Origin of the sequence: Roseovarius mucosus, assembly GCF_002080415.1 — a bacterium.
Taxonomy (GTDB): domain Bacteria; phylum Pseudomonadota; class Alphaproteobacteria; order Rhodobacterales; family Rhodobacteraceae; genus Roseovarius; species Roseovarius mucosus_A.
The window spans coordinates 2,257,493-2,279,645 of the sequence record NZ_CP020474.1 but is presented as its reverse complement, the minus strand read 5'-3'; the positions used below and the strand labels follow the sequence as shown (position 1 = coordinate 2,279,645).

22 protein-coding genes are annotated in these 22,153 nt (G+C 61.2%); 14 read left to right on the top strand and 8 right to left on the bottom strand.

The window, feature by feature from the left end; genetic code table 11:
- Positions 1-15: 15 nt before the first annotated feature.
- Complete coding sequence (locus ROSMUCSMR3_RS10935) at positions 16-966, bottom strand: MBL fold metallo-hydrolase (protein WP_081507337.1); 951 nt, start codon at positions 964-966, stop codon at positions 16-18.
- Position 967: 1 nt separating this feature from the next.
- A complete protein-coding gene (locus ROSMUCSMR3_RS10930) occupies positions 968-1,882 on the bottom strand; it encodes an MBL fold metallo-hydrolase (RefSeq protein WP_198385512.1) in 915 nt (304 codons plus the stop codon).
- Between the two features lie 157 nt (positions 1,883-2,039).
- Between ROSMUCSMR3_RS10930 and ROSMUCSMR3_RS10925 the strand changes: the two genes are divergently transcribed.
- Complete coding sequence (locus ROSMUCSMR3_RS10925; RefSeq protein WP_081507335.1) at positions 2,040-2,909, top strand: helix-turn-helix transcriptional regulator; 870 nt, start codon at positions 2,040-2,042, stop codon at positions 2,907-2,909.
- Between the two features lie 84 nt (positions 2,910-2,993).
- Here ROSMUCSMR3_RS10925 and ROSMUCSMR3_RS10920 read toward each other — a convergent pair whose 3' ends face one another.
- The 5 genes from ROSMUCSMR3_RS10920 to ROSMUCSMR3_RS10900 all read right to left on the bottom strand — a co-directional run bounded on the left by ROSMUCSMR3_RS10920 (position 2,994) and on the right by ROSMUCSMR3_RS10900 (position 7,200).
- Positions 2,994-3,821 carry a substrate-binding domain-containing protein gene (locus ROSMUCSMR3_RS10920; RefSeq protein WP_008282605.1) on the bottom strand — a complete coding sequence of 276 codons (828 nt, stop codon included), beginning with the start codon at positions 3,819-3,821 and terminating at the stop codon, positions 2,994-2,996.
- Between the two features lie 25 nt (positions 3,822-3,846).
- Positions 3,847-4,602: an ATP-binding cassette domain-containing protein gene (locus ROSMUCSMR3_RS10915; protein WP_237183433.1), complete on the bottom strand. Its 756-nt coding sequence runs from the start codon at positions 4,600-4,602 to the stop codon at positions 3,847-3,849.
- A gap of 7 nt (positions 4,603-4,609) precedes the next feature.
- Positions 4,610-5,317 carry an ABC transporter permease gene (locus tag ROSMUCSMR3_RS10910; RefSeq protein ID WP_081507333.1) on the bottom strand — a complete coding sequence of 236 codons (708 nt, stop codon included), beginning with the start codon at positions 5,315-5,317 and terminating at the stop codon, positions 4,610-4,612.
- Between the two features lie 73 nt (positions 5,318-5,390).
- Positions 5,391-6,080: a class I SAM-dependent methyltransferase gene (locus tag ROSMUCSMR3_RS10905; RefSeq protein WP_081507332.1), complete on the bottom strand. Its 690-nt coding sequence runs from the start codon at positions 6,078-6,080 to the stop codon at positions 5,391-5,393.
- Positions 6,073-7,200 (bottom strand): CaiB/BaiF CoA transferase family protein, encoded by a 1,128-nt coding sequence (locus ROSMUCSMR3_RS10900; protein WP_081507331.1) that lies wholly within the window; start codon positions 7,198-7,200, stop codon positions 6,073-6,075. The genes ROSMUCSMR3_RS10905 and ROSMUCSMR3_RS10900 overlap by 8 nt, the downstream gene beginning before the upstream one ends.
- A gap of 153 nt (positions 7,201-7,353) precedes the next feature.
- Between ROSMUCSMR3_RS10900 and ROSMUCSMR3_RS10895 the strand changes: the two genes are divergently transcribed.
- From ROSMUCSMR3_RS10895 to ROSMUCSMR3_RS10840, 12 genes are all read left to right on the top strand, one after another.
- The gene (locus tag ROSMUCSMR3_RS10895; RefSeq protein WP_081507330.1) at positions 7,354-8,289 is read left to right on the top strand and encodes a LysR family transcriptional regulator; all 936 of its coding nucleotides are present in this window, start codon (positions 7,354-7,356) and stop codon (positions 8,287-8,289) included.
- Positions 8,290-8,377: 88 nt separating this feature from the next.
- Complete coding sequence (locus ROSMUCSMR3_RS10890) at positions 8,378-9,562, top strand: acyl-CoA dehydrogenase family protein (protein ID WP_081507329.1); 1,185 nt, start codon at positions 8,378-8,380, stop codon at positions 9,560-9,562.
- A 9-nt stretch (positions 9,563-9,571) separates the two neighbouring features.
- Positions 9,572-10,390 (top strand): FAS1-like dehydratase domain-containing protein, encoded by an 819-nt coding sequence (locus ROSMUCSMR3_RS10885; protein ID WP_081507328.1) that lies wholly within the window; start codon positions 9,572-9,574, stop codon positions 10,388-10,390.
- Positions 10,391-10,430: 40 nt separating this feature from the next.
- On the top strand, positions 10,431-10,754 hold the full coding sequence (locus ROSMUCSMR3_RS10880) for an ArsR/SmtB family transcription factor (protein ID WP_008282615.1): 324 nt from the start codon (positions 10,431-10,433) through the stop codon (positions 10,752-10,754).
- 47 nt (positions 10,755-10,801) lie between these two features.
- Complete coding sequence (locus ROSMUCSMR3_RS10875; RefSeq protein WP_198385511.1) at positions 10,802-11,851, top strand: permease; 1,050 nt, start codon at positions 10,802-10,804, stop codon at positions 11,849-11,851.
- A complete protein-coding gene (locus ROSMUCSMR3_RS10870) occupies positions 11,848-12,681 on the top strand; it encodes a transglutaminase-like domain-containing protein (RefSeq protein WP_081507326.1) in 834 nt (277 codons plus the stop codon). The genes ROSMUCSMR3_RS10875 and ROSMUCSMR3_RS10870 overlap by 4 nt, the downstream gene beginning before the upstream one ends.
- A gap of 161 nt (positions 12,682-12,842) precedes the next feature.
- Positions 12,843-13,859, top strand: coding sequence for a BMP family protein (locus ROSMUCSMR3_RS10865; RefSeq protein WP_375554579.1), 1,017 nt, complete (start codon positions 12,843-12,845; stop codon positions 13,857-13,859).
- Position 13,860: 1 nt separating this feature from the next.
- Positions 13,861-15,408 carry an ABC transporter ATP-binding protein gene (locus ROSMUCSMR3_RS10860; protein ID WP_081507324.1) on the top strand — a complete coding sequence of 516 codons (1,548 nt, stop codon included), beginning with the start codon at positions 13,861-13,863 and terminating at the stop codon, positions 15,406-15,408.
- Positions 15,398-16,447 (top strand): ABC transporter permease, encoded by a 1,050-nt coding sequence (locus tag ROSMUCSMR3_RS10855; RefSeq protein ID WP_081507323.1) that lies wholly within the window; start codon positions 15,398-15,400, stop codon positions 16,445-16,447. Before ROSMUCSMR3_RS10860 ends, ROSMUCSMR3_RS10855 begins: the two co-directional genes overlap by 11 nt.
- Positions 16,448-16,450: 3 nt before the next feature.
- Positions 16,451-17,395, top strand: coding sequence for an ABC transporter permease (locus ROSMUCSMR3_RS10850; RefSeq protein WP_081507322.1), 945 nt, complete (start codon positions 16,451-16,453; stop codon positions 17,393-17,395).
- Positions 17,395-18,672 (top strand): amidohydrolase family protein, encoded by a 1,278-nt coding sequence (locus tag ROSMUCSMR3_RS10845; RefSeq protein WP_081507321.1) that lies wholly within the window; start codon positions 17,395-17,397, stop codon positions 18,670-18,672. The genes ROSMUCSMR3_RS10850 and ROSMUCSMR3_RS10845 overlap by 1 nt, the downstream gene beginning before the upstream one ends.
- Positions 18,673-18,770: 98 nt before the next feature.
- Positions 18,771-20,390, top strand: a complete 1,620-nt coding sequence (locus tag ROSMUCSMR3_RS10840) for a DUF4139 domain-containing protein (RefSeq protein ID WP_081507320.1) — start codon at positions 18,771-18,773, stop codon at positions 20,388-20,390.
- An 8-nt stretch (positions 20,391-20,398) separates the two neighbouring features.
- Here the strand turns inward: ROSMUCSMR3_RS10840 and ROSMUCSMR3_RS10835 are convergent, their stop codons facing one another.
- Positions 20,399-21,220, bottom strand: coding sequence for an ABC transporter permease (locus tag ROSMUCSMR3_RS10835; protein ID WP_008282624.1), 822 nt, complete (start codon positions 21,218-21,220; stop codon positions 20,399-20,401).
- A 134-nt stretch (positions 21,221-21,354) separates the two neighbouring features.
- Here ROSMUCSMR3_RS10835 and cysQ point away from each other — a divergent pair, with 134 nt between their 5' ends.
- Complete coding sequence (cysQ, locus tag ROSMUCSMR3_RS10830) at positions 21,355-22,152, top strand: 3'(2'),5'-bisphosphate nucleotidase CysQ (protein WP_081507319.1); 798 nt, start codon at positions 21,355-21,357, stop codon at positions 22,150-22,152.
- Position 22,153 lies beyond the last annotated feature (1 nt).

The following is a 22,153-nucleotide window of genomic DNA, read 5'->3' as shown; positions in this document are numbered from 1 at the left end:
TTTTGCAATCCTGCTCTATTCCCATTCCATCTGTTCATAGACCCGGCCCGCATTTTTGGTGGCCAGTTCTTCGAACGTATCAAGGTGGGTATAGGCGGATTGGTCGACGTAATAGGCCCCGGCCAAGTCACCGCCGGCGTCGATATGCGCGCGGATTTGGGCGCGCAGATGTTCCAAATAGCCTTTGGTGTAGCGGCGCACCTGATCCATGTTGGTCGGGTGGCCATGACCGGGGATCACATAGGTGGCACCCAGCGGCTCGAATTCAGCATCCCAAGTTTCCAGCCAATCCGCCGTGATCGTATCGGCAAAGATTGGCAGCATTCGTTCGTGAAACGCCATATCGCCGGAAATCACAAGGCCTTGGTCAGGCAGCCAGATGACAATGTCTCCGGGGCTGTGAGCGGGGCCAAGATAGCGCGCCTCGATCCGGAAATCGCCCATCTCGACAGTATACTCATCAGTGAAGGTTTCGGTCGGCAGCACCACGCTAGTGCTTTCGGCGCGCTCTTTGGTCACGCGCTGCGCCGCGTCCAGATCACCGCCGCCGTGGTTCTCGAACTCGGCCGCCGCATCCACATGCGCCACAATCGGCACGCCCTGTTCGGCCCAATAGGAATTGCCCAGCATGGCATGACCTTGGCCATTCTCGTTGAACACCAGCTTGACCGGCTGATCGGTGATCGCCTTGATCTCTGCGTGCAGCGCCTTGGCCAATCCATAGGACGCGCCACCGTTGATCACCACCACCCCATCGCCAGTCACGATAAAGCTGAGGTTGTTGTTATGTCCGGCATTGTCATAGGTGGGCGGCGCGGTGGCACCGATGGCAGACCAGACATGCGGGATCACTTCGACAGGCTTGGAATAGAGCAGCGACGCAGGATATTGGTCAGCAATATCCTCACTCGCCAGTGCAACACTGCCAGACCAAAGCAGAAGAGCGGAAAGCGTCGCGCGCAACATCTTACACCTCCGTGACGAAACGATAGGCATCGCCATCGCGCTCTACCCGGCCCAGCCCGCCCTCGGGCAGGTGAAAGCCGACCATCGCCATCTGATCGGTCGCCAATTGATCCAAGAGCCGCAGGCGCGTGGCAATCCCGGTCTCGGCATCCTGATCCGATCCGCTGGGCCAATCGGGGCGCGCAAAGGCCAGATGCCCGTTGCCGATGGCATCGCCCACCACCAGCGCCGCCTCGGTGCCGTGACGAACCTCAAACGCGATATGGCCGGGCGTGTGACCGGGTGTATCATGCGCGAGGATACCCGGCAGCACCTCTTGCCCGCCGCTGATGAATTCGATCTGATCCTCGATGGCCGCAAGCCGCCGTGCCGCGCCCACGGCAAAACTGGCACGCTCTGCGCCGATGCTGTCAACCGTGGCGGGATCGGTCCAGTAATCCCATTCCGCCTGCCCGATCATATAGCTGGCATTGGCAAACACCGGATCGTCGAAATCATCCAACACGCCCCAGAGGTGATCAGGGTGCGCATGGGTAAACAGAACATGGGTGATATCATCGGCACCAAGGCCAACGGCGCCAAGCGCATCTAGAATTTTGCCCGCTGTGGGCATGAAACCAGACCCGGACCCAGCATCAAATAGCACCGTGTTCGTGCCATCCTGTAACAGTGTCAGGTTGCAGGGCGGCTCGACCGTGTCGCCGGTGATGCCGTACTGCGCCAGAACAGGGGCGGCATCGGTAGCGGGCAGGTTGCCCAACAAAAACTCCATGGGCAGCACAAGATTGCCATCGCTGAGTGTGGTGATCTTGGCATCGCCCAAGGTCAGCTCTATCGCGGCAAAGCTGGGGCGCGGCAGGCCGACAAGCGTGCTGGCCCCCATAGCCGCCAGAACTTGACGTCGGTTGAATCGCATGGCTTCCCTCTCCCTCATTTATTCGCATTTGTGAATATGATGATCTGGCACGCCTCAAAATACAAGTCAAAACAAGGCTGCGTTTCATGCTGATTTCCGCGCAGAGATGCGGTAGGAACGCAGCATCAATCCTCCTTTTGCGTGATCGTCAAAGCCCATGGACAGTGAACTTCCTGCCTACCTGACAACGAAAGAGGTCGCAGACCTGCTTCGGGTGAAGGAGCGTAAGGTTTACGACATGGTCGCCACCGGCGAGATCCCGCATCGCAAGATCACCGGCAAGCTCTTGTTTCCCCATAACGAGTTGATGTGCTGGATCGAGGGGACGGGCGTCACCCTGCCCTCTGAGCGCCCCGCGCTTGTGACCGGCTCTCACGATCCGCTGCTGGACTGGTCCCTGCGCGAAAGCGGCGCGGGTTTGGCAACGCTGTGGAACGGAAGCTGTGACGGACTGGAGGTCTTTGCCGAAGGGCGTGCCGTTTTGACGGGGCTGCATATTCCGGGCGATGCCGATTGGAATATTCCAGCGCTCGAGGCACGCGGGCTGCGCGACGCGGTGCTGATCGGCTGGGCTGCGCGTGCGCGCGGCCTGATCCTGACTCCTGCAGTTGCAGATATGGTGCAGGGGTTTGGCGATCTGCGCGGGCGGCGCGTGATCCTGCGGCAAGAGGGGGCCGGCACGACCGCGCTCTTTGACAGGATGATGGCCGAGGCGGGGCTGTCACAGGGGGATATCCTGACACCGACAAGCCCGGCCCATACCGAAAGCGATGCCGCCGCCGCTGTGGCCGCAGGCGAGGCCGAGGCCACCCTTGGGATCGAATCCATGGCGCGGCAATTTCGGCTGGTGTTCCGCCCCTTGGTGCAAGAGCGCTTTGACCTGCTCATCGACCGCCGCGCCTATTTTACTGAACCGGTGCAACGCCTTGTTGCCTTCATGCGCTCTGAGACGATGATCGCCAAGGCCGAGGCGCTTGGCGGCTATGATCTGGACGGGCTTGGGACGGTGCGCTGGATTTCCGCCTGAGACCGTGCTGTTCGATTACGGCGTAAATTTTTGGGCGGGGTTAGTGAAAACCCCGCCCATTTCAAAGCTCTGTTCAGCCTTGGCTTAGCCTTCTGCGTTCGGGAAGAACAATTGCTGACCGTCGATCTTGTAATCAGCTATGGCCTGCTGCCCCTCGGTCGACAGAATCCAATCAATGAACATCTGCCCGGCTTCGGCCTTAACATTCGCATGCTTTTCCGGGTTCACAAGGATGATGCCATATTGGTTGAAGAGGCGATTATCGCCCTCGACTGCAATTTGATACTCACCCTTGTTGCCAAAGGAAATCCACGTGGCACGGTCGGTCAGCACATACGCGCCCATGGCCGTGCCAGTATTCAGCGTGGCGCCCATGCCGGACCCGGTTTCACGATACCACCCGCCGGACGCGGCAGCAGCATCAACGCCCGCCTCTTTCCAGAGCTTCAATTCCGCCTTGTGGGTGCCGCTATCATCCCCACGCGAGGCAAAGGGGGCACCGACCTCTGCGATCTTGGTCAAAGCCGCCGCAATATCCTTGGTCCCGGCGATACCCGCCGGATCGGCAGAGGGGCCAACAAGGATGAAATCGTTATACATCACGTCAGAGCGTTGTAGCCCATGGCCTTCGGCCACGAATTTCTCTTCAGAAGCCTTGGCATGGACAAAGAGCACGTCGCCGTCGCCATTCATCGCATTATTGATGGCCTGCCCGGTGCCTACGGCCACGACGCGCACCTCGATGCCGGTTTTGTCCTGAAAAATCGGCAGAAGGTGATCGAATAGCCCAGAATTCTGGGTGGAGGTGGTGGATTGCACCACGATGAACTGATCCTGCGCCTGTACAGTGCCAGAAAGGCCCAAAGCAAGCGCCGCACCGGCGGCAAGCGAAAAGAGGTGACGTCTGAGCATGAAAAACTCCCGTTTCGTTTGGATTTCAAAAGGTTGAACTTGTGTAGAGCCGACCTTGGGTCCAAGCGCGCGCGGCCTCAGACTTGGGGTGGCCAAGAACTTGGTCAATCGGGCCGCTTTCAGCCACTTGGCCGGCATGCAAGAAAATCACCTCGTCGCCCATGCGCCGCGCTTGGCCCATGTCATGTGTGATCATGACGATGGTGACACCGCGCCCATGGGCGGCGTTGATCAGATCCTCGATTCTCTGGGTTGATGCGGGATCGAGGCTGCTGGTGGGCTCATCTAGAAACAGAAGACGCGGTTGACAGATCAACGCCCGTGCCAAGGCAAGACGCTGTTGCTCGCCGCCCGACAGCACACGCGCTGGATGCCGCGCCAGATCGCTCAGCCCAGCCATATCAAGGGCACGCGCCGCTTGCTCTGCGCGCTCTGCCCCACGGACACCATGCACCGAAAGGGCGAAGTTAAGATTGGCCAGCACGGAGCGGCGCAGCATTACGGGGCGCTGAAAGACCATCGCCTGCGTGCGCCGCGCCCGATCATCGGGGGCCGCACCCTGCCATAGAATCTGCCCGGACGTGGCGGACAAAAGCCCATGCAAAAGGCGCAATAGCAGGCTCTTGCCTGCGCCATTGGCCCCCATGACAAGCGTGCGCCGACCTTCGGGAATTACCACTGACACCTTGTCAATCAAACGCTTGCCACCCGCGTGAAAGCACAGATCGCGCGCCGCGAGCAGACTATCTTGCGTGGCAACCTTGGCCGGGGTCATACTCATCACCGTGTCACGCATAGGCCGCACGCACCGCAGAGGCCCGAAGCGCCATGACCACCGCATTCACCAGCAAGGCTATCACCAGCAGCAACACGCCCAGCGCCAGCGCCAGTTCCAGATTGCCCTTGGATGTCTCAAGCGCGATGGTGGTGGTCATCACACGGGTGACGTGATTGATATTGCCGCCCACGATCAGCACCGCGCCAACCTCGGCCACGGCGCGGCCAAAACCCGCCAATGCCACGGTCATCAAGCTATAGCGCGCATCCCACAAAAGCGCTGTGACCCGCTGATAGGCGCGCAGGCCCATCGAGGCGAATTGCTCTGCATATTCGCCATGCAGATCTTCGACCACCTGTTTGGTGAGCGCGGCAACGATGGGCGTTACCAAAATGGTCTGCGCGATAATCATCGCCGCAGGCGTGTAGAGCAATTGAAGCGGACCAAAGAGGCCAGAGGCCGACAGCATGAGATAGACGAACAGCCCCACCACCACCGGCGGCAGGCCCATTAACGCATTGAGCACCACCGTGACAACCGCGCGCCCCGGAAAGCGGAACGCGCCCACCAATGCCCCAAGCGGGAGCCCGATAAGACAGGACAAAAGAACCGCAGTCAGCGTCACGCGCAACGATAGAACGACAATCTCGCTTAGGTTTCGATCCCAATTGAGGATCAGCGCCAGCGCCTCTGCCATGATGTCGCCAAAGCTGAACACGTGCGATTTCTCCCCTCTGCGGGAAAAAAAGCACAAAAAAACATAAGATGCCAGCCCCTAACGCGACAGGCCCCTAGGGTTTTGCGGCGCGCAACCGCCAGAGGCGTAGCGGTTGGATCAACTCTGGGCCTTTTGGCCCGACGCTGACATGCGCCGCAAAAAGCCGTCCGAGTGTTTCACGCTGCGCCTCGGCCAGCGCGCGGCGGGCAGGATCGACACGGGCAAGGGAGGCGATAAAGGCCTCTAGATCAGCCATCGGTGTCGGCCGTTCATAGGTGACGGGCGCAGGGCCGATGGCCACGCGAGCCGCCAACAGCGCGTCTATTGCCCGAATCGCCGCGTGCCGTATCTCTGTCTCGTCCTCGACCGGGCGCATCACCTCGAAAAACGCACCCTCTGCCACGGGCTCGACAATCATCAATTCGCCACCGGGGCGCAGCACGCGCAAGGCCTCGCGCAACGCGGCCTGCATCAGCGGTACGGGCACGTGATGCAGCGAATTAAGGAAGATACAGGCGTCAAAGGATGCTGTCGCAAAGGGCAATGCCTCGGCCCCGCCTTGCACAAAGCGACCCTCGGGCACAGCCATGCGCGCGGCGGCCACAGCCTCGGGCGCGGGGTCTATTCCGGTCACAGTATAGCCTGCGCGCCACAGGGTGCGCGACAATGCCCCGTGGCCACAGCCGATGTCGAGCACATCACGCGCGCCGATGTCGGCAAGGATCGTCAAAAGGCGCGCAGATGTATCCAGCGCCTCAGTCATCGCCAAACTCTTGGCGCAAGGTATCGGTATGCGCACCAAGGGCGGGCACAGCACCCAGAGTGGCATCACACCCATCCATCTGCGCGCCGGGGGCCAGCATCTGCACCGGGCCAGAGGGGGTCTCGACGGTGACGTGACGATTTTGCGGATGGGTGACGAGGTCCTCCATCTCACTGACGCGGCCATAGGCGATACGCGCGGCGCGCAGGCGGTCTGCCATGGCATCGCGAGTGAGAGCCGCAAAGATAGGCCGCAGGATCGCATCCAACGCTGCCCGATTGGCAACACGGGCTGAATTGCTGTCAAACCGCGGATCACGGGCCAGCGCGGCATCGCCCAATATCGCCTCGCAGAACACCGCCCATTCGCGCTCGTTCTGGATTGAAATCAGCACCGCCTTGCCATCGCTGCCCTGATACACGCCATAGGGTGCGATGGTGGGATGGTTGAGGCCCGCACGCGGCGGCACCTTGCCGCCATAGGCATATTGCAGATAGGGCACATTCATCCAGTCGCCCAACGCATGAAAGAGCGACACCGCGATATGCCGCCCCACGCCGGTTGTCGCGCGCCCGATCAGTGCCTCTAGAATGGCCTGATAGGCGGTCATTCCCGCCGCAATGTCACAAACCGAAACGCCGGTGCGCGCCAGTCCATGCTCATTGCCGGTGATCGACGAGAGGCCGGTTTCGGCCTGCACCAAAAGGTCATACGCCTTGAGGTCTGCGAGCGGGCCGTCTTCGCCATAGCCTGAAATCGAGACGGTGATAAGACGCGGGTAATCGGCACGCAGTCGGTCGGGGGCAAATCCCAGACGGTCAATCGCCCCCGGTGCGAGGTTCTGAATGAAGATATCCGCCCGCGCCAGCATGCGCTCCATCAGCGCGCGGTCTGCCTCTTGTCTCAGGTCGAGACAGAGTGATTCCTTGCCCCGGTTGAGCCAGACGAAATAGGCGCTCTCGCCATGAACCAGCGCATCATAGCCGCGCGCGAAATCACCTTCGGGCCGCTCGACCTTGATCACGCGCGCCCCAGCCTCTGCCAAACGACCAGAGGCATAGGGGGCGGCGACGGCCTGTTCGACGGAAACAACCAATAGTCCGGCTAGGTCTGTGCGCATCGGGGCCTCTTTTCTTTTAGGTGCGGTTTGGCTGGAACATGCCCTATTGCACCGGGTCTGGGAAATACACGTGTGATTGAACGGGTATAGCGCCCGACTATGGGGTGCCATAGCCTTGCCCTCTGGTAGGGCGGCTTGGTAGAGCTTTCTCTTATGGATATTCGCCAACTTCGTTATTTCATCGCCATCGCCGAGGCACCCTCGCTGTCGTCGGCGGCGCATCGGCTGGGTGTGGCGCAGCCCTCACTCTCGCAGCATGTGGCGCGGATGGAAACCGAACTGGGCGTGCGTTTGATCGACCGGTCGCCGCGCGGCTCGATTCTGACTGCCGAAGGTCAGGTGCTTTTGCGCCATGCCCGCGAGATCAGCGCCGCAATGGCACGGTGCGAGGATGAGATGCGCGATACCTCGGGCGCGCCACGTGGCAAGGTGGGGTTTGGACTGCCGCCGTCAGTGTCTATGGTCTTGTCCGTGCCTCTGGCCGAGACCGTGCGGGTGGAACTGCCTGATATCCGTCTGCGCGTGGTCGAGGCGATGAGCGGGTATATCAAGGCATGGGTGGCCGATGGAACGGTCGATATGGGGCTGATCTATGATCTTCAGGACGCGGATCATTTCCGCATCACCCATGTTCTGGATGAGCGCCTGCATGTCTATTCCGCCCCGGACAACTGGCCGTTTGAAACACCCCCCGGCACAGCCGTGCCCCTGCGCGCCCTGGAACCGCTCGACATGATCCTGCCGGAGGCAGCACATGGCCTGCGCAAAACAATCGAGAGCTATGCCACTCCGCTTGGCCTGCGCCTCAACGTGCCCATCGAGATGGACGCGATGACGCAGATCAAGGAACTGGTGGCGCGCGGATCGGGTCATGCGATCTTTTCGCCCTCAGCGGTCCATGACGCAGTGGCGCGCGGCGAGCTTGTGGGCGCGCCCATCACAGATCCCGATATGGTGCGGCCCGTCTATCTTGTTTCAAAGCCCGCCTTTCCCACCAGCCGCGCCAGCCGTGCGGTTGAGGCGATCACACTGGACGTGCTGCGCGATCTGGTGCGGCGGGGCATCTGGCAAGGTGAGCTGCGGCTATAGGCGCGCCCAATGGCAGCAAGCGGGCATTGATATTTCCGCAGGGATCGAAAACCTGTCACCTAGGGGCCAAGTAGTGTGAGGGGCAGACATGACATCCTTTGATCCAACCGCAGATTACGCCGACATCCGCGCAGGTGTGGCCCGCGTCTGCGCCGAATTTCCCGGCGCCTATTGGCGCGATCTGGACGCGCGCCGCGCCTATCCCAAGGATTTCGTCGATGCGCTCATCCGCGAGGGGTATCTGGCCGCGATGATCCCCGAGCAATACGGCGGATCGGGGCTTAACCTGACCGCCGCCGCCGTCATTCTTGAGGAAATCCACCGCTCTGGCTGCAACGCTGCCGCCTGTCACGCGCAGATGTATACAATGGGCACCGTTCTGCGCCACGGGTCCGAGGCGCAAAAGGCGGCCTACCTGCCCGGCATCGCCGATGGATCTTTGCGGCTTCAGGCCTTTGGGGTGACGGAACCGACCAGTGGCACCGATACATTGGCGCTGAAAACCACCGCGCGTCGGGATGGCGATGCCTATGTAATCAACGGCCAGAAAATCTGGACTTCGCGGGTCGAACACTCTGATTTGATGGTTCTCTTGGCCCGCACCACCCCGCGCGAAGAGGCGACATCGAAAACTGACGGTCTGTCGGTATTCCTGATCGACCTGCGCGGCAAAGTGGGGCACGGCATCGACATCCGCCCCATCCGCACGATGATCAACCATGCCACAACCGAGGTCTTTTTTGACAACCTGCGTATTCCGGCGGACTGCCTGATTGGCGACGAGGGCAAAGGATTTCGCTATATCCTGTCAGGGATGAATTCCGAGCGCATTCTGATTGCCGCCGAATGTATCGGCGACGCCAAATGGTTCCTCAGGACCGGGTCGGATTATGCCCGCGAGCGCGTTGTCTTTGGCGCGCCCATCGGGGTCAACCAAGGGGTGCAATTTCCGCTGGCGCGCGCGCAGGCGCATATGATGGCCGCAGAGGCGATCGTGTATCGCGCGGCAGCCATGTATGACGCAGGCCACAATCCCGGCGTCGAGGCGAACACCGCCAAGCTCTTGGCCTCTGAGGCGAGTTGGGAGGCGACAGAGGCCTGCATGCAGACGCATGGCGGTTTTGCCTTTGCCGAGGAATATGATGTTGAGCGCAAGTTCCGCGAAGCGCGGCTGTATCAGATTGCGCCGATTTCGACCAATCTGATCCTGTGCCATATTGCCGAACAGGTGCTGGGCCTGCCAAAGTCTTATGGGCCGGGACGCGGGCAATAGGGGAAGCGAATGAACGACTATGCGGATTGGATCGGGCGCAGCTATAGCCGGTCAGAGCCGATTTCAGAACGCTTGGTGCGCGAATACCGCGCTACGCTGGCCGGCACATTGGCCGAGGCGGAAATGCCCGTTGGGCTGCATTGGTGTCTGGTTCCCGATACGGTAACGCCCGACCAACTGGGGCGTGATTGCCACCCCAAGACAGGGCTGTTCCTGCCTGCCTCACCCTTGCCGCGCCGCATGTGGGCGGGGGGAGAGATCGAATTTCACGCGCCCTTTGCGCCCGGTGATCTGGTCACGCGGGAAACGACGATTGACGATGTAACCTTCAAAGAGGGGCGCAGCGGCAAGCTGGGCTTTGTCACGCAACGGCATGTTTATAGCGTGGGCGGAGTGGCGCGTCTGACCGAACGGCAGGACATCGTGTATCGCGAAGACCCCAAGCCGGGACAAACCAAGACGCCAGAGGCTGCTGAGGAATGGCCCAATGCAACCGCATGGCAGATCACGCCGAATTCGACCCTGCTTTTCCGGTTCTCGTCGCTTACCTTCAACGGTCACCGCATCCATTATGATCACCCCTACGCGACCGGGGTTGAGGGATATGAGGGGCTGGTGGTGCATGGTCCGATGCAGGCGGTCTGGATGATGAATCTGGCCACGCATATTCTAGGCCATCTGCCTGCGCGGTTCTCTTATCGCGGGCTGACGCCGCTTATCTGCAACCTGCCCGTGGCGATTGAGGCCCGTCAGCATGAAGGCGGCATTGATCTGCGGGTGCGGCGTATGGGCGATGGGGTGGCGACCATGGCAGCACGGGCTGAATGAGATAGATTGACATAACTAGATTTATCGTTATATTTATCCCATGAGTATCACAAGCCCCACCGCCCGCGCCCTTGCTGCCCTTGGCCATGACACGCGCCTTGCGATCTTTCGTCTGTTGGTGCGGGCGGGCGACGACGGGTTGAACGTGGGCGACATCGGCCAGCACCTGGATCAGGCGCCCTCGACACTTGCACATCACCTTTCGGCATTGGTCGATGCCGGGTTGGTGGTGCAAGAGAGACAGGGGCGCACGGTGATCAACCGCGTGGATTACGCCGCTATGCGCCGGACCTTGGATTTCCTGACCTCGGAATGCTGCACAGGGGTGAAACTGGCCAAAACAGAGACAGAAACAGCTGCCTGAACGCCCTTTTTTGGGCTTAACAAAACGATATTTCTAGGGATATGGACATGACAGACTCAAGCCTGCCTCAACCGCGCGCCACCGCCCTGCTGCGGCGCCTATGGAAGGATCACCGCATCTGGATGGTGTCGGCCATGATTCTGATCGTGCTTGCAGCATTCGACGCGACGCAGGCGCGTTCCACGCTTTTGTTTACCAGCGACGCCCTCCTCAGCACTGCACCGTTTCTATTGCTGTCCATCGGCATCGCGGCGTGGGCCACGGCGACAGGCGCAGACAATATGATCGCGCGCGCCTTTACCGGCGCTCCGGCCTTGATGATCCTGCTTGCGGCCCTCGCGGGCGGTCTCTCGCCCTTTTGCTCTTGCGGGGTGATACCGCTTATCGCCGCCCTTTTGGCGATGGGGGTGCCGCTGTCGGCAGTGATGGCCTTTTGGTTGGCCTCGCCGGTGATGGACCCCTCGATGTTTATCCTCACGACCGGGGTCTTGGGTTTGGAGTTCGCGATTGCCAAGACGCTTGCTGCCGTGGGTTTGGGTCTGATGGGGGGCTGGGTTGTGCATCTGATGGGCCGTGCCGGGGGGCTGAGCGATCCGTTGCGCGACGGTATCGGCAACGGAGGCTGTGGCGGCAGCAAACTGCGCACGCCCAAGCCGGTGGTCTGGCGCTTTTGGTCCGAGCCAGAGCGCCAGGCCAAGTTTGGCCGTGAGGCACGGAATGTGACCCTGTTTCTGCTGAAATGGCTCACACTGGCCTTTATTCTAGAAAGCCTGATGCTCGCCTTTATCCCGGCAGAGACCATCACGCAGGCGCTTGGGGGCACTGGCATCGGGCCGATCCTGCTGGGCACTCTGGTGGGCGTGCCTGCCTATCTGAATGGTTACGCCGCCCTGCCATTGGTCGGCGGCTTGATCGGTCAGGGCATGGCCCCCGGTGCTGGTCTTGCCTTTCTCGTGGCCGGTGGCGTCACCTCCTTGCCGGCCGCAATCGCAGTCTGGGCCTTGGTCAAGCCACGGGTCTTTGCGTTGTATATCGCGCTGTCGCTCTCGGGGGCCTTTGCCGCTGGCCTGCTTTTTCAGCTTTGGAACATGGCATGAGACACTTGCATATTGAGGTGAGCGGCCTGAAACCCGGCACGCGCCTGCTGGCACCGGCGGGGATGTGCAGCCCGCAAGAGACAGTCACGCGGGCAAGCGTGACCGGCGGGCAGATCATCGACGTGGTGTTAGAGGCCGAGTTGGGCCTTGCTGCGCTCTGGATCGAATCGACGGGCGAAAGCCTCACGCTTACGCATCGCATCGCCCCCGCGCCCAAGGGCATGGACTATCCCAAGGCGGTCTATGTGCCGCGCATCACCCGCTATACCCGCGCCGCCGATGATCTGGCCGAGGCCAGCCGCGCCCTTGCCGCCAGGGCGGGCGGGGGGCGCGCGGGCATCGACGCATTGGTGGCCGAAGCGGAGGCACGATTCATCTACGCCCATCCCGACGCGCGGTTCAATGATGGCACCGATGCGGTGCCCTATCTTTCTTGTGGCACGACGCCCGGCTCTTGTGTGGATATCAACACCTATCTCGTGGCCAGCCTGCGCGCGGCGGGCTATGAGGCGGGTTACGTTTATGGCTACTTCTTTCCAGCGGAAAAGGGGGGCGTTACCCATGACATGCATTGCTGGGTCGTTACCCGCCATGCGGGCGAAGTGCTGGACTGGGACATTGCGCATCACATGAAGGCAGGGCTTGGCCCAACGCGCCCCGGCCTTAATCCGCGCCCCGGTTGGCGGGTCGCACTTGGGCACTCTATGGGCCACGGCTATGATATGGGCGAAACAATGGCCCAACTGAAGCTCTTGGCCGAGCCAATGCAGGCGGGGCCGGGGGGCGAATGGCAGAAACTACCCATCATCGCGCGCCTGCCCGCAGCCTGACCCTTGCGGACCTGCCCGCAATTTGAGCATAAACCGCTGGGACTCGACCCACCGGCGGTTTAGTTTCGTCCATCGGTAAATTTCTGTAGAAAACCGGCCGGATAAATTTTACCAATTGGTAAAACCAAAAAGACTGCCCACCTGCCAACATGGAGAACCACATGACACGCCTGCCACTTTCCCGCCGCCGCTTTATGGCCACCTCGGCCGGGGCAGCGCTTATCGCCGGGGCCTCTGGCCTTGCATCGCCGCTGCGCGCCGCCGAACCGATCAAGACCGCCGGTATCTATACCGTGCCCGTTGAACAACAATGGGTCAGCCGTATTCACAAGGCCGCCCTGACCGCGCAAGAGCGTGGCGATGTCGAATACGTCTATTCCGAGAATGTCTCGAACACAGATTACGCCCGCGTGATGCGTGAATATGCCGAACAGGGCTACAAGCTCATTATTGGCGAGGTGTTCGCAGTCGAACAGGAAGCCCGTGAAGTGGCCGCTGATTATCCCGATATCGCCTTTTTGATGGGGTCAAGTTTCAAACAGGATGAGGCGCTCGCGAATTTCGCGGTGTTCGACAACTACATTCAGGACGCCTCATACCTTTCGGGCATTATCGCCGGTGCCATGACCAAATCCGCCAATATCGGCATGGTCGGCGGCTTCCCGATCCCCGAGGTCAACCGCCTGATGCATGCCTTCATGGCCGGTGCCCGTGAGATGAACCCCGAGATCAAGTTTCAAGTAAGCTTTATCGGGTCTTGGTTCGATCCGCCCAAGGCCAAGGAAACTGCCTTTGCCATGATCGAAGGCGGTGCTGACATGCTCTATGCTGAGCGCTTTGGTGTCTCGGATGCGGCAAAGGAAAAGGGCGTGCTGGCCATCGGCAACGTCATCGACACCCAAGCCGACTATCCCGAAACGGTCGTCGCCTCGGCCATCTGGCATTTCGAGCCGACACTGGATGCCGCGATTGCTGCGGTCAATGCGGGCACGTTCACCGCAGCCGATTACGGCGTCTATTCGTTTATGAAAGAGGGCGGATCGTCCTTGGCGCCGCTTGGGACGTTCGAGGGCAAAGTGCCCGAGGCCGCCATGGCGCTGGTGGCGGAACGTGAAGCGGCGATCAAGGCGGGCACTTTCTCTGTCGAGATCAACGACGAAGAGCCGAAATCCTCTTGATATGACAGGCGCAGACACGGCGCAGGTCGTTCTGCGCCTCGATCGCATCACCAAGCGTTTCGGCGCGCTCACCGCGAATGACGCGGTGAGCCTTGATCTGCGACGGGGCGAGGTTGTTGCCCTTTTGGGCGAGAACGGTGCGGGTAAAACCACGCTGATGAACATCCTCTTTGGCCAATACACCGCCGATGAGGGACAGGTGATGGTGATGGGGCGGGCGCTGCCCCCCGGCAATCCGCGCGCCGCACTCGAGGCGGGCGTGGGCATGGTGCATCAGCATTTCACTCTGGCCGACAATCTGACTGTGCTGGAGAACGTGACACTCGGCACCGAGCCGCTCTGGCGTTGGCGGTCTGATCGTGCCGCCGCGCGCGACAAGATTGCCAAGCTCTCTGCCGATTTTCATCTGGCGGTCGATCCTGACGCCCGTGTCGGTAGCCTGACGGTTGGCGAACGGCAGCGCGTTGAAATCCTCAAGGCGCTCTACCGCGAGGCGCGCATTCTTATTCTGGATGAACCAACCGCCGTCTTGACCCCGCAGGAAACCGACGATCTTTTTACGACCCTGCGCGAGGCTGTAACCAAGGGCCTGTCGATTGTGTTCATCAGCCACAAACTGCATGAGGTGATGGATATCGCCCATCGGGTCGTGATCCTGCGCCATGGCAAGGTGGTGGCAGAAATGGCCACGACAGATACCGACCGCCACGCGCTTGCCGCCGCAATGGTTGGCAGCGCGGTTAGCGCGCCACGGGTTGCCCCCGGCGTACCCGGCAAGGCGCTGTTGCATCTCGACGCGGTCGGAACACCTGACCGGGGCAGCGCACCGGGGTTGAAATCGGTGACTGTCAGCTTGCGCGCAGGCCAAATCACCGGGCTTGCCGGGGTCTCTGGAAACGGGCAGGCAGCGCTGGCCGATTTGATTGCCGGCCTAAGCACACCTGCGATGGGGCAGATCAACCTGGATGGGCACACACTGGCCACATGGTCGCCACGTGCCGCTGTCGAGCATGGCATCGCCCGCATCCCGGAAGATCGGCACAAAACCGGCACGATTGCTGATTTTTCCCTAACCGAGAATGCCATTCTGGAAAGCTATCACAAGCCGCCCATGAGCCGCGCGGGCTGGATGAGCTGGCCGCAAGCCGAGGCTGAAACACAGGCGATCATCAAAGGCTATGACGTGCGCTGTCCCGGGCCGGATACCCGCATCCGCCTGCTTTCGGGTGGCAATATGCAGAAACTGATCCTTGGCCGCGTGCTCGAGGCCAATCCGCGCATCATCCTTGCCAATCAACCCGTGCGCGGCTTGGACATCGGCGCAGTGAACTATGTGCATGAACAATTGCTCAAGGCGCGCGACCGGGGAGCGGCGGTCTTGCTCATTTCCGAGGATCTGGATGAGATCATGGCGCTGTCGGATGTGATCCATGTGATGTCCGAGGGGCGGCTTTCACCGGAATTTGCGCGCGGCACCATGACGCCTGCCGAACTTGGCGTGTGGATGGCTGGCCACGGCTTTGACGGGGGGTTGGCGCATGCGTCTTGAACCCATCGCCAATCCGAGCCTCGCCCGCAGCACCCTGCCGCCTGCGCTGGCGATTGCTGCGACGGTTGTTGTCGCGTCTATGTTGGCGATGCTCGCGGGGGCCAATCCCTTTGCCGTGCTGGGGCTGATCCTCAAGGGGGCGGCGGGATCGCAATTCGCCATGTTAGAGACACTTAACCGCGCCACGCCGCTGATTTTCACCGGGCTTGCTGTCGCGGTCGCCTTTCGTGCCCGGCTTTGGAATATCGGCGCCGAAGCACAGCTGTACGCAGGCGCGTTGATGACCGTGGTTCTGGGCACAGGCGCGTTGCAATGGCCCGCCGCAGCGCTCTTGCCCATGCTGGTTCTGGTGGCGATGCTGGCGGGGGCGGTCGTTCTGCTTGTTCCGGCGCTGCTCAAGGTGCGGTTTGGCGTTGATGAGGTGGTCACAACGCTGCTCTTCAACTTCATCTTTCTGCTGTTCATCTCGCTTCTGCTTGAGGGGCCGCTCAAAGATCCGATGGGTATGGGATGGCCCAAATCCGAACGCCTGATCGCAGAGGCGCGCCTGCCGCGCATCGTCGAGGGGCTGCGCCTGCATTGGGGCTTTGCGCTCGCGCTGATTGCCGCCGCGCTTGTCTGGGTTATTCAACGCCGCACCACCTTGGGCTATGAGATGCGCGCCGTCGGCCTGAACCGCGAGGCGGCGCGCTTTGCGGGTATTCCGGTCAATGCGGTGCTGATCAAGACCGCACTTCTGTCTGGTGGCCTTGCTGCGCTTGCGGGTTTCTCAGAGGTGGCAGGGGTCAAAGGCAGCCTAACGCTCGATCTCAGCCCCGGCTTTGGCTATACCGGGATCATTGTGGCGATGCTCGCGCTGCTCAATCCGTTGGGTGTCATCGCCGCCGCGCTATTCGTGGCGGGCATCTTTGTTGGTGCCGACAGCATGAGCCGCGCGGTGGGCGTGCCGACCTATCTGGCTGATATCATGCTGGCCACGGCGCTCTTGCTGATGGTGCTGGCGATTCTGCTCACGCGGTTCCGGGTGGTGAGGGAATAGCGCATGGAAATCCTTGATATCCTCCTCTCCGCCAGCTTCTGGGCCGCCGCGATCCGCATCGCGAGCCCCCTGATCTTTGCCACTCTGGGCGAATTGATCTGCGAGCGCGCGGGTGTTCTCAACCTTGGGATTGAGGGGATCATGGTGGCAGGGGCCTTTGCCGGGTGGATGGCGGTTTATTCCGGTCTGGGCCTCTGGCCGGGTGTTGCGGTGGCGATGGTGGTGGGCATGGGATTTGGCGCGGTGCATAGCCTTCTGACAGTGCCCTTTGGCCTTTCTCAGCACGTCGTGGGGCTGGGTGTGACGCTTCTCGCCACCTCGTCTACCTACTATGCCTATCGTCTGGCCCTGCCAGAGGTGACAAGCCCGCCCAAGATCACGGCGTTTCAACCTTGGGAAATCCCGCTGCTGTCCGATATTCCCCTGATTGGCCCAGCGCTTTTCTCGCAGACGCCACTGACCTATCTGGCCTTCATCCTTGTGGGCGTTGTCAGCCTTGTGCTCTATCGCACGCCACTGGGCCTTGCCCTGCGCGCGGCGGGTGAAAACCCGGCGGCCGTGGCGGCACAGGGCCTGTCTGTCACGGGTCTTCGCATGGGGGCGGTGATCGTTGGATCGGGGCTGATGGCGGTGGGGGGCGCGTTTCTGACCATGTCGGCGTTTGATTCCTTTTTCTTCGAAATGGTCAACGGGCGCGGCTGGATCTGCATCGCGCTCGTGGTTTTTGGCGCATGGAAGCCGGGCAAGGCGCTGCTGGGCGCCGTGCTCTTTGCTGCGTTTGACGCGCTGCAAATCCGGGTGCAACAGACACCGCTTGGGGCAGATATTCCCTATCAGATCTTCCTGATGACGCCCTATGTTCTCTCGATCCTCGCTCTTATCGTCATGTCGCGCCGTGCCGAGGTGCCCGCCGCCCTGATGGTGGCCTTCAACAAGGGAGAACGCTGATGTTCGATCTGATCGTCAAGGGGGGCACCCTGCCTGATCGTACCGTGGCCGATATCGGCATTACCGGCGACCGGATCACGGCGATTGGGCGGCTTGAAGGGGCCGAGGCAGGCCAAGTGATCGACGCGACCGGCGATCTTGTAAGCCCGCCCTTTGTCGATCCGCATTTTCACCTTGATGCGACGCTGAGCTATGGTCTGCCACGCATCAACGCCTCTGGCACGCTGCTGGAGGGGATCGGTCTCTGGGGCGAACTCAAGCAGATCGTCACGCAAGAGGAAATGGTCGCCCGCGCGCTCGATTATTGCGATTGGGCCGCCTCGATGGGTCTTTTGGCGATCCGCAGTCATGTGGATACCTGTGACGACAGCCTCAAGGGCGTGGCGGCGATGCTAGAGGTGCGCGACAAGGTCAAAGGCTATATCGACCTGCAACTCGTGGCCTTTCCACAGGACGGTTTTTACCGCGATCCGACGGCGCGCGCCAATACGGTCCGCGCGCTCGACATGGGCGTCGATGTGGTGGGCGGCATCCCGCATTTTGAGCGCACGATGGCAGATGGCGCGGCATCTGTCCGCGAACTCTGCGAGATTGCGGCGGAACGCGGTCTGCGCGTGGACATGCATTGCGACGAAAGCGATGATCCCCTCAGCCGCCATATCGAAACGCTGGCCTATGAGGCGCAGCGCCTCGGGCTTCAGGGGCGGGTGGCCGGCAGCCATCTCACCTCGATGCATTCGATGGACAATTACTATGTTTCGAAACTTCTGCCGCTGATGGCCGAAGCAGGCGTGGCGGCGATTCCCAATCCGCTGATCAACATCATGTTGCAGGGGCGGCATGACACATTCCCGAAACGCCGCGGCCTGACACGGGTCAAGGAAATGCAGGCACAGGGCATCACCGTGGGCTGGGGTCAGGATTGCGTGCGCGATCCGTGGTATAGCCTTGGCACCGCCGATATGCTGGATGTCGCCTTCATGGGGCTGCATGTGGCGCAGATGTCGAGCCCCGACGAGATGCGCCGCTGCTTCGACATGGTGACGGTCGAGAACGCCCGGATTCTGGGGCTGGAGGGCTATGGGCTGCATGTCGGTGCCGTGGCCTCGCTTGTGGTGCTTGATGCGGGCGATCCGATTGAGGCGGTGCGCCTGCGGGCCGCACGCCTTGCGGTCGTGTCGAAAGGGCGGGTTATAGCGCGCACGCCGCGTGGCGATGCCATGCTAGAGATCTCGGGGCGGCCCGGTTCGGTGCGGCGGCGGCACCCGGTGGCATAGGCGCATCCCGGCCTATCACAGGGCATGACCACGCGGCAGGCTTGCACCTTGGGCAACAAGGCGGGAACATCGTGCCGAACCGTTCAGGAGTGTTGCCCATGCGTGCCCTTTTCCTTGCTCTGCCTCTCGCCTCGCTTGCCCTGCCCGCCGTGGCCGAGGATATCGCGCTCTCCAGCCGTGTCAGCGCCGTGATTCTCTATCCGCAAGGTGCGACCGTGACCCGTGAAGTGGCGTTTTCGGCCCCAGCCGGACAGCATGACCTTATCCTTGCCGACCTGCCACAAGGGACGCCACTGGCCTCGGTTCGGGTTGTGGTCGAGGGCGTGCGCATGGGGGGTGTTACCACCCGCAACGATTATGTGCCGCCACGCGACGTCCCCGAAAGCGCCGCGCTGATCGACGCCCGCGCCACGCTGACACAGATAGAAGACGCGCTGCGCCTTGCCCGCAACGACATTGCCGATATCGAGCTTGAGGCCGAGGCCGCCCGTGCGCGCATCGCCTTTCTCGCGCAGATTGGTCAGGGCGATGGTGCCGCAACCCTCACGCCAGACCAGCTTCGCGCTCTGAGCGCTGTGATCGGCAGCGAGACCCTAGAGGCCCGTCAGGCGGAAACCGCTGCCACCCGGCGCGCTGACACAGCAAAACGTGCCCTGAAGGACCAGATCAAGGCGCGCGATGCGGCGCGTCAAGCGCTCGAGGCGCTGGTGCCCGAGGATGAAGCCCGCGCCATGCTTGCCGTGGGAATCACCGCTGACGCCGAGACCCAAGGCACGCTGACCGTGACCTACACCATCCCTGATGCTGGTTGGCAGCCGCTCTATGATCTGCATCTGGCGCGCGACAGCGGCGCGGTCAGGATCGAGCGGGGCGCATTCGTGCAGCAATCCACTGGCGAGAATTGGCAGGATATCGCGCTTACCCTGTCGACCCTGCGCCCATCGGAACAGACCGAGCCGGGCCAGATCTGGCCTTGGATTGCGCGGATTGAAGATCCACAAGCGATCCAACCCATGGCGCGTGGCAAGGCCGAAACCGTGCTTATGGCCGCGCCAATGGCAGAGGCCGCCGCGTCTGACATGGCCGTGGCCAGCTTTGACGGGCTATCTGTCACCTATAGCTATCCCGCCCCTGTCAGCGTTACCACCGGCGCCGATAATGTCCGCCTGATGCTGACCCCGTTGGAAACCAAGGCAGAGGTCGTGGCCCAAGCCGTGCCGATGCTGGATCAGACCGCCTATCTGATGGCGCGACTGACCAATGACACCGGCGAGATGCTCTTGCCCACCTCTGAGGCGCGGTTTTATCTTGATGGGCGCTATGTTGGGCAACGCTGGCTGAACCTGATCGCGGATGGGGACAAGGCCGACATGTCCTTTGGCCCGATCGAGGGTCTGCGTCTGACCCGTCTGGTGCGCGACCGAAACGAGGGCGACCGGGGGATTCTGACGAAATCCAACGAACAGACCGAGACGGTAGAGATCACCGTCGAAAACCTGACCGGCGAGGCATGGCCGCTGCGCCTGATCGACCGCGTGCCGGTCTCCGAGCAAGAGGATCTGGAGATCACATGGACTGCAGAACCGATGCCCGCTGAGCGTGACATCGACGGGGAACGGGGCATTCTGGCGTGGACCTTTGATCTGCCTGCCAAAAAGACACAGGCCATCACAGTGAAGACACGGCTGACATGGCCCGAGGGTAAGGTGCTGCACTGACGGGCGGTTTACCGCCGCGCCTCCCAACTGCTTGACGCATATTGGCGGGTGTAGAATTCGGCCATGAGCCCGATCATCAAGAGCGCAAGCCCGACATAAAGCGGATATTCGAGCGAGGTTCGGTGCGGAAAATAGTTGATGAACACAAAACCGCGCGTCTGGTCGATGATGTGAAACAGCGGGTTCCAGTCAAACATGTTCATCATAAAGGTGGGCAAGGTGTTGACCACGAACATCTTGCCCGAGGCAATCATATTGGCCCGCTGATAAATCATGGCAAAGATCGACACGAAGCCGGGTGCCCACGGCTTGATCGCCAAAAGAACGAGTCCCACGGCAATCCCTGTGAACCACGCCGCAAGGATCATCCCAAAGGCCTGAATGGGCTGGTGGATGCTGATCGGAACAAAGCCCACGTGATAGACAAAAAGAACCACAAAGAGCGACAGAACCTGAATATAGAGCGAGCTGAGCGCGGCAGAACAGATCGCGATGACCGTGTTCATCGGCGCATGCTGCATCATCGGCGATGCCGGTCCTTCGGCCCCGATAACAGCGCTCATCGCCTTGATATGGGTGATGTATACGAAAATGCCGGACATCATGAACAGCAGGAAATCGCCCCGCAGCGCATTGCCCTTGAGGCCCAGAACACTGAACATCAGGTAGAATGCCATCACCATGATGATCACGGTCATGATATTCTTGAGCAGCGCCATGATTGCATTGCCATCGCTCTTGCGCACATCCCGCACGGCGGCATGGTAGATCAGTTCGGCAATATTGATTGCCGAGTGCAGGCTCGATCTTGGGCGCGTGGTCTTGAACATGGCGCGGTGCCGATGGCCTCTTATTTTATGGTTCGGGTTTCTTGCTGTCCTTGCGAGAGCGTATCATAAGGGCGCAGATATAATCCATCGGTTAACGGCGCAAAGTGGCGTCTTGGCGGCAAAGGAGCGGCGATTTGGAGTATGACAAGCTGATTTCGGTGATGCGCGCATTGGCGCTCGATGCCGGGGCAAAGATCATGGAGATCTACGAGGCCGATGATTTCGCGGTCAAGGTAAAGTCCGACGCAAGCCCCGTAACCGAGGCGGACGAGGCAGCGGATGCGATCATCTCTGCCGGGCTGCGCGCCGCATTCCCCGAAATTGCCCTTGTCACCGAGGAACAGGCGACGTCGCATGGCGAGACCGCCCAAACCTTTTTGATCGTCGATCCGCTGGACGGAACCAAGGAATTCATCAACCGGCGCGGTGATTTCACGGTCAATATCGCCTATGTCGAAGCCGGCGTGCCAACCCGTGGTGTGGTTTATGCCCCGGCCAAAGGGCGCATGTTCTACACATTGGCTGATGGAACATCCGTCGAGGAAGAAGGCCCGTTTTCCATGGATGCGCCCGGCACTTTGCACCCCGTCCGGGTGGCGCAGCCAGACAACACCGCGCTGATGGTTGTGGCGAGCAAATCGCACCGGGATCAGGCCACCGATGACTATATCGGCAAATACGCGGTCAAAGACATGACAAGCGCGGGCTCCTCGCTCAAGTTCTGCCTTGTTGCGACCGGCGAGGCCGATCTTTATCCGCGTCTGGGGCGTACCATGGAATGGGACACCGCCGCTGGACATGCCGTGCTGGCCGGGGCCGGTGGCCAGGTGGTACGATTCGAGGATCATCAGCCGCTCAGCTATGGCAAAGCGGGCTTTGCCAATCCGTTCTTCATCGCCCTTGCCCCCGGCGTGGTTCTGAAAGGAGCCTGAG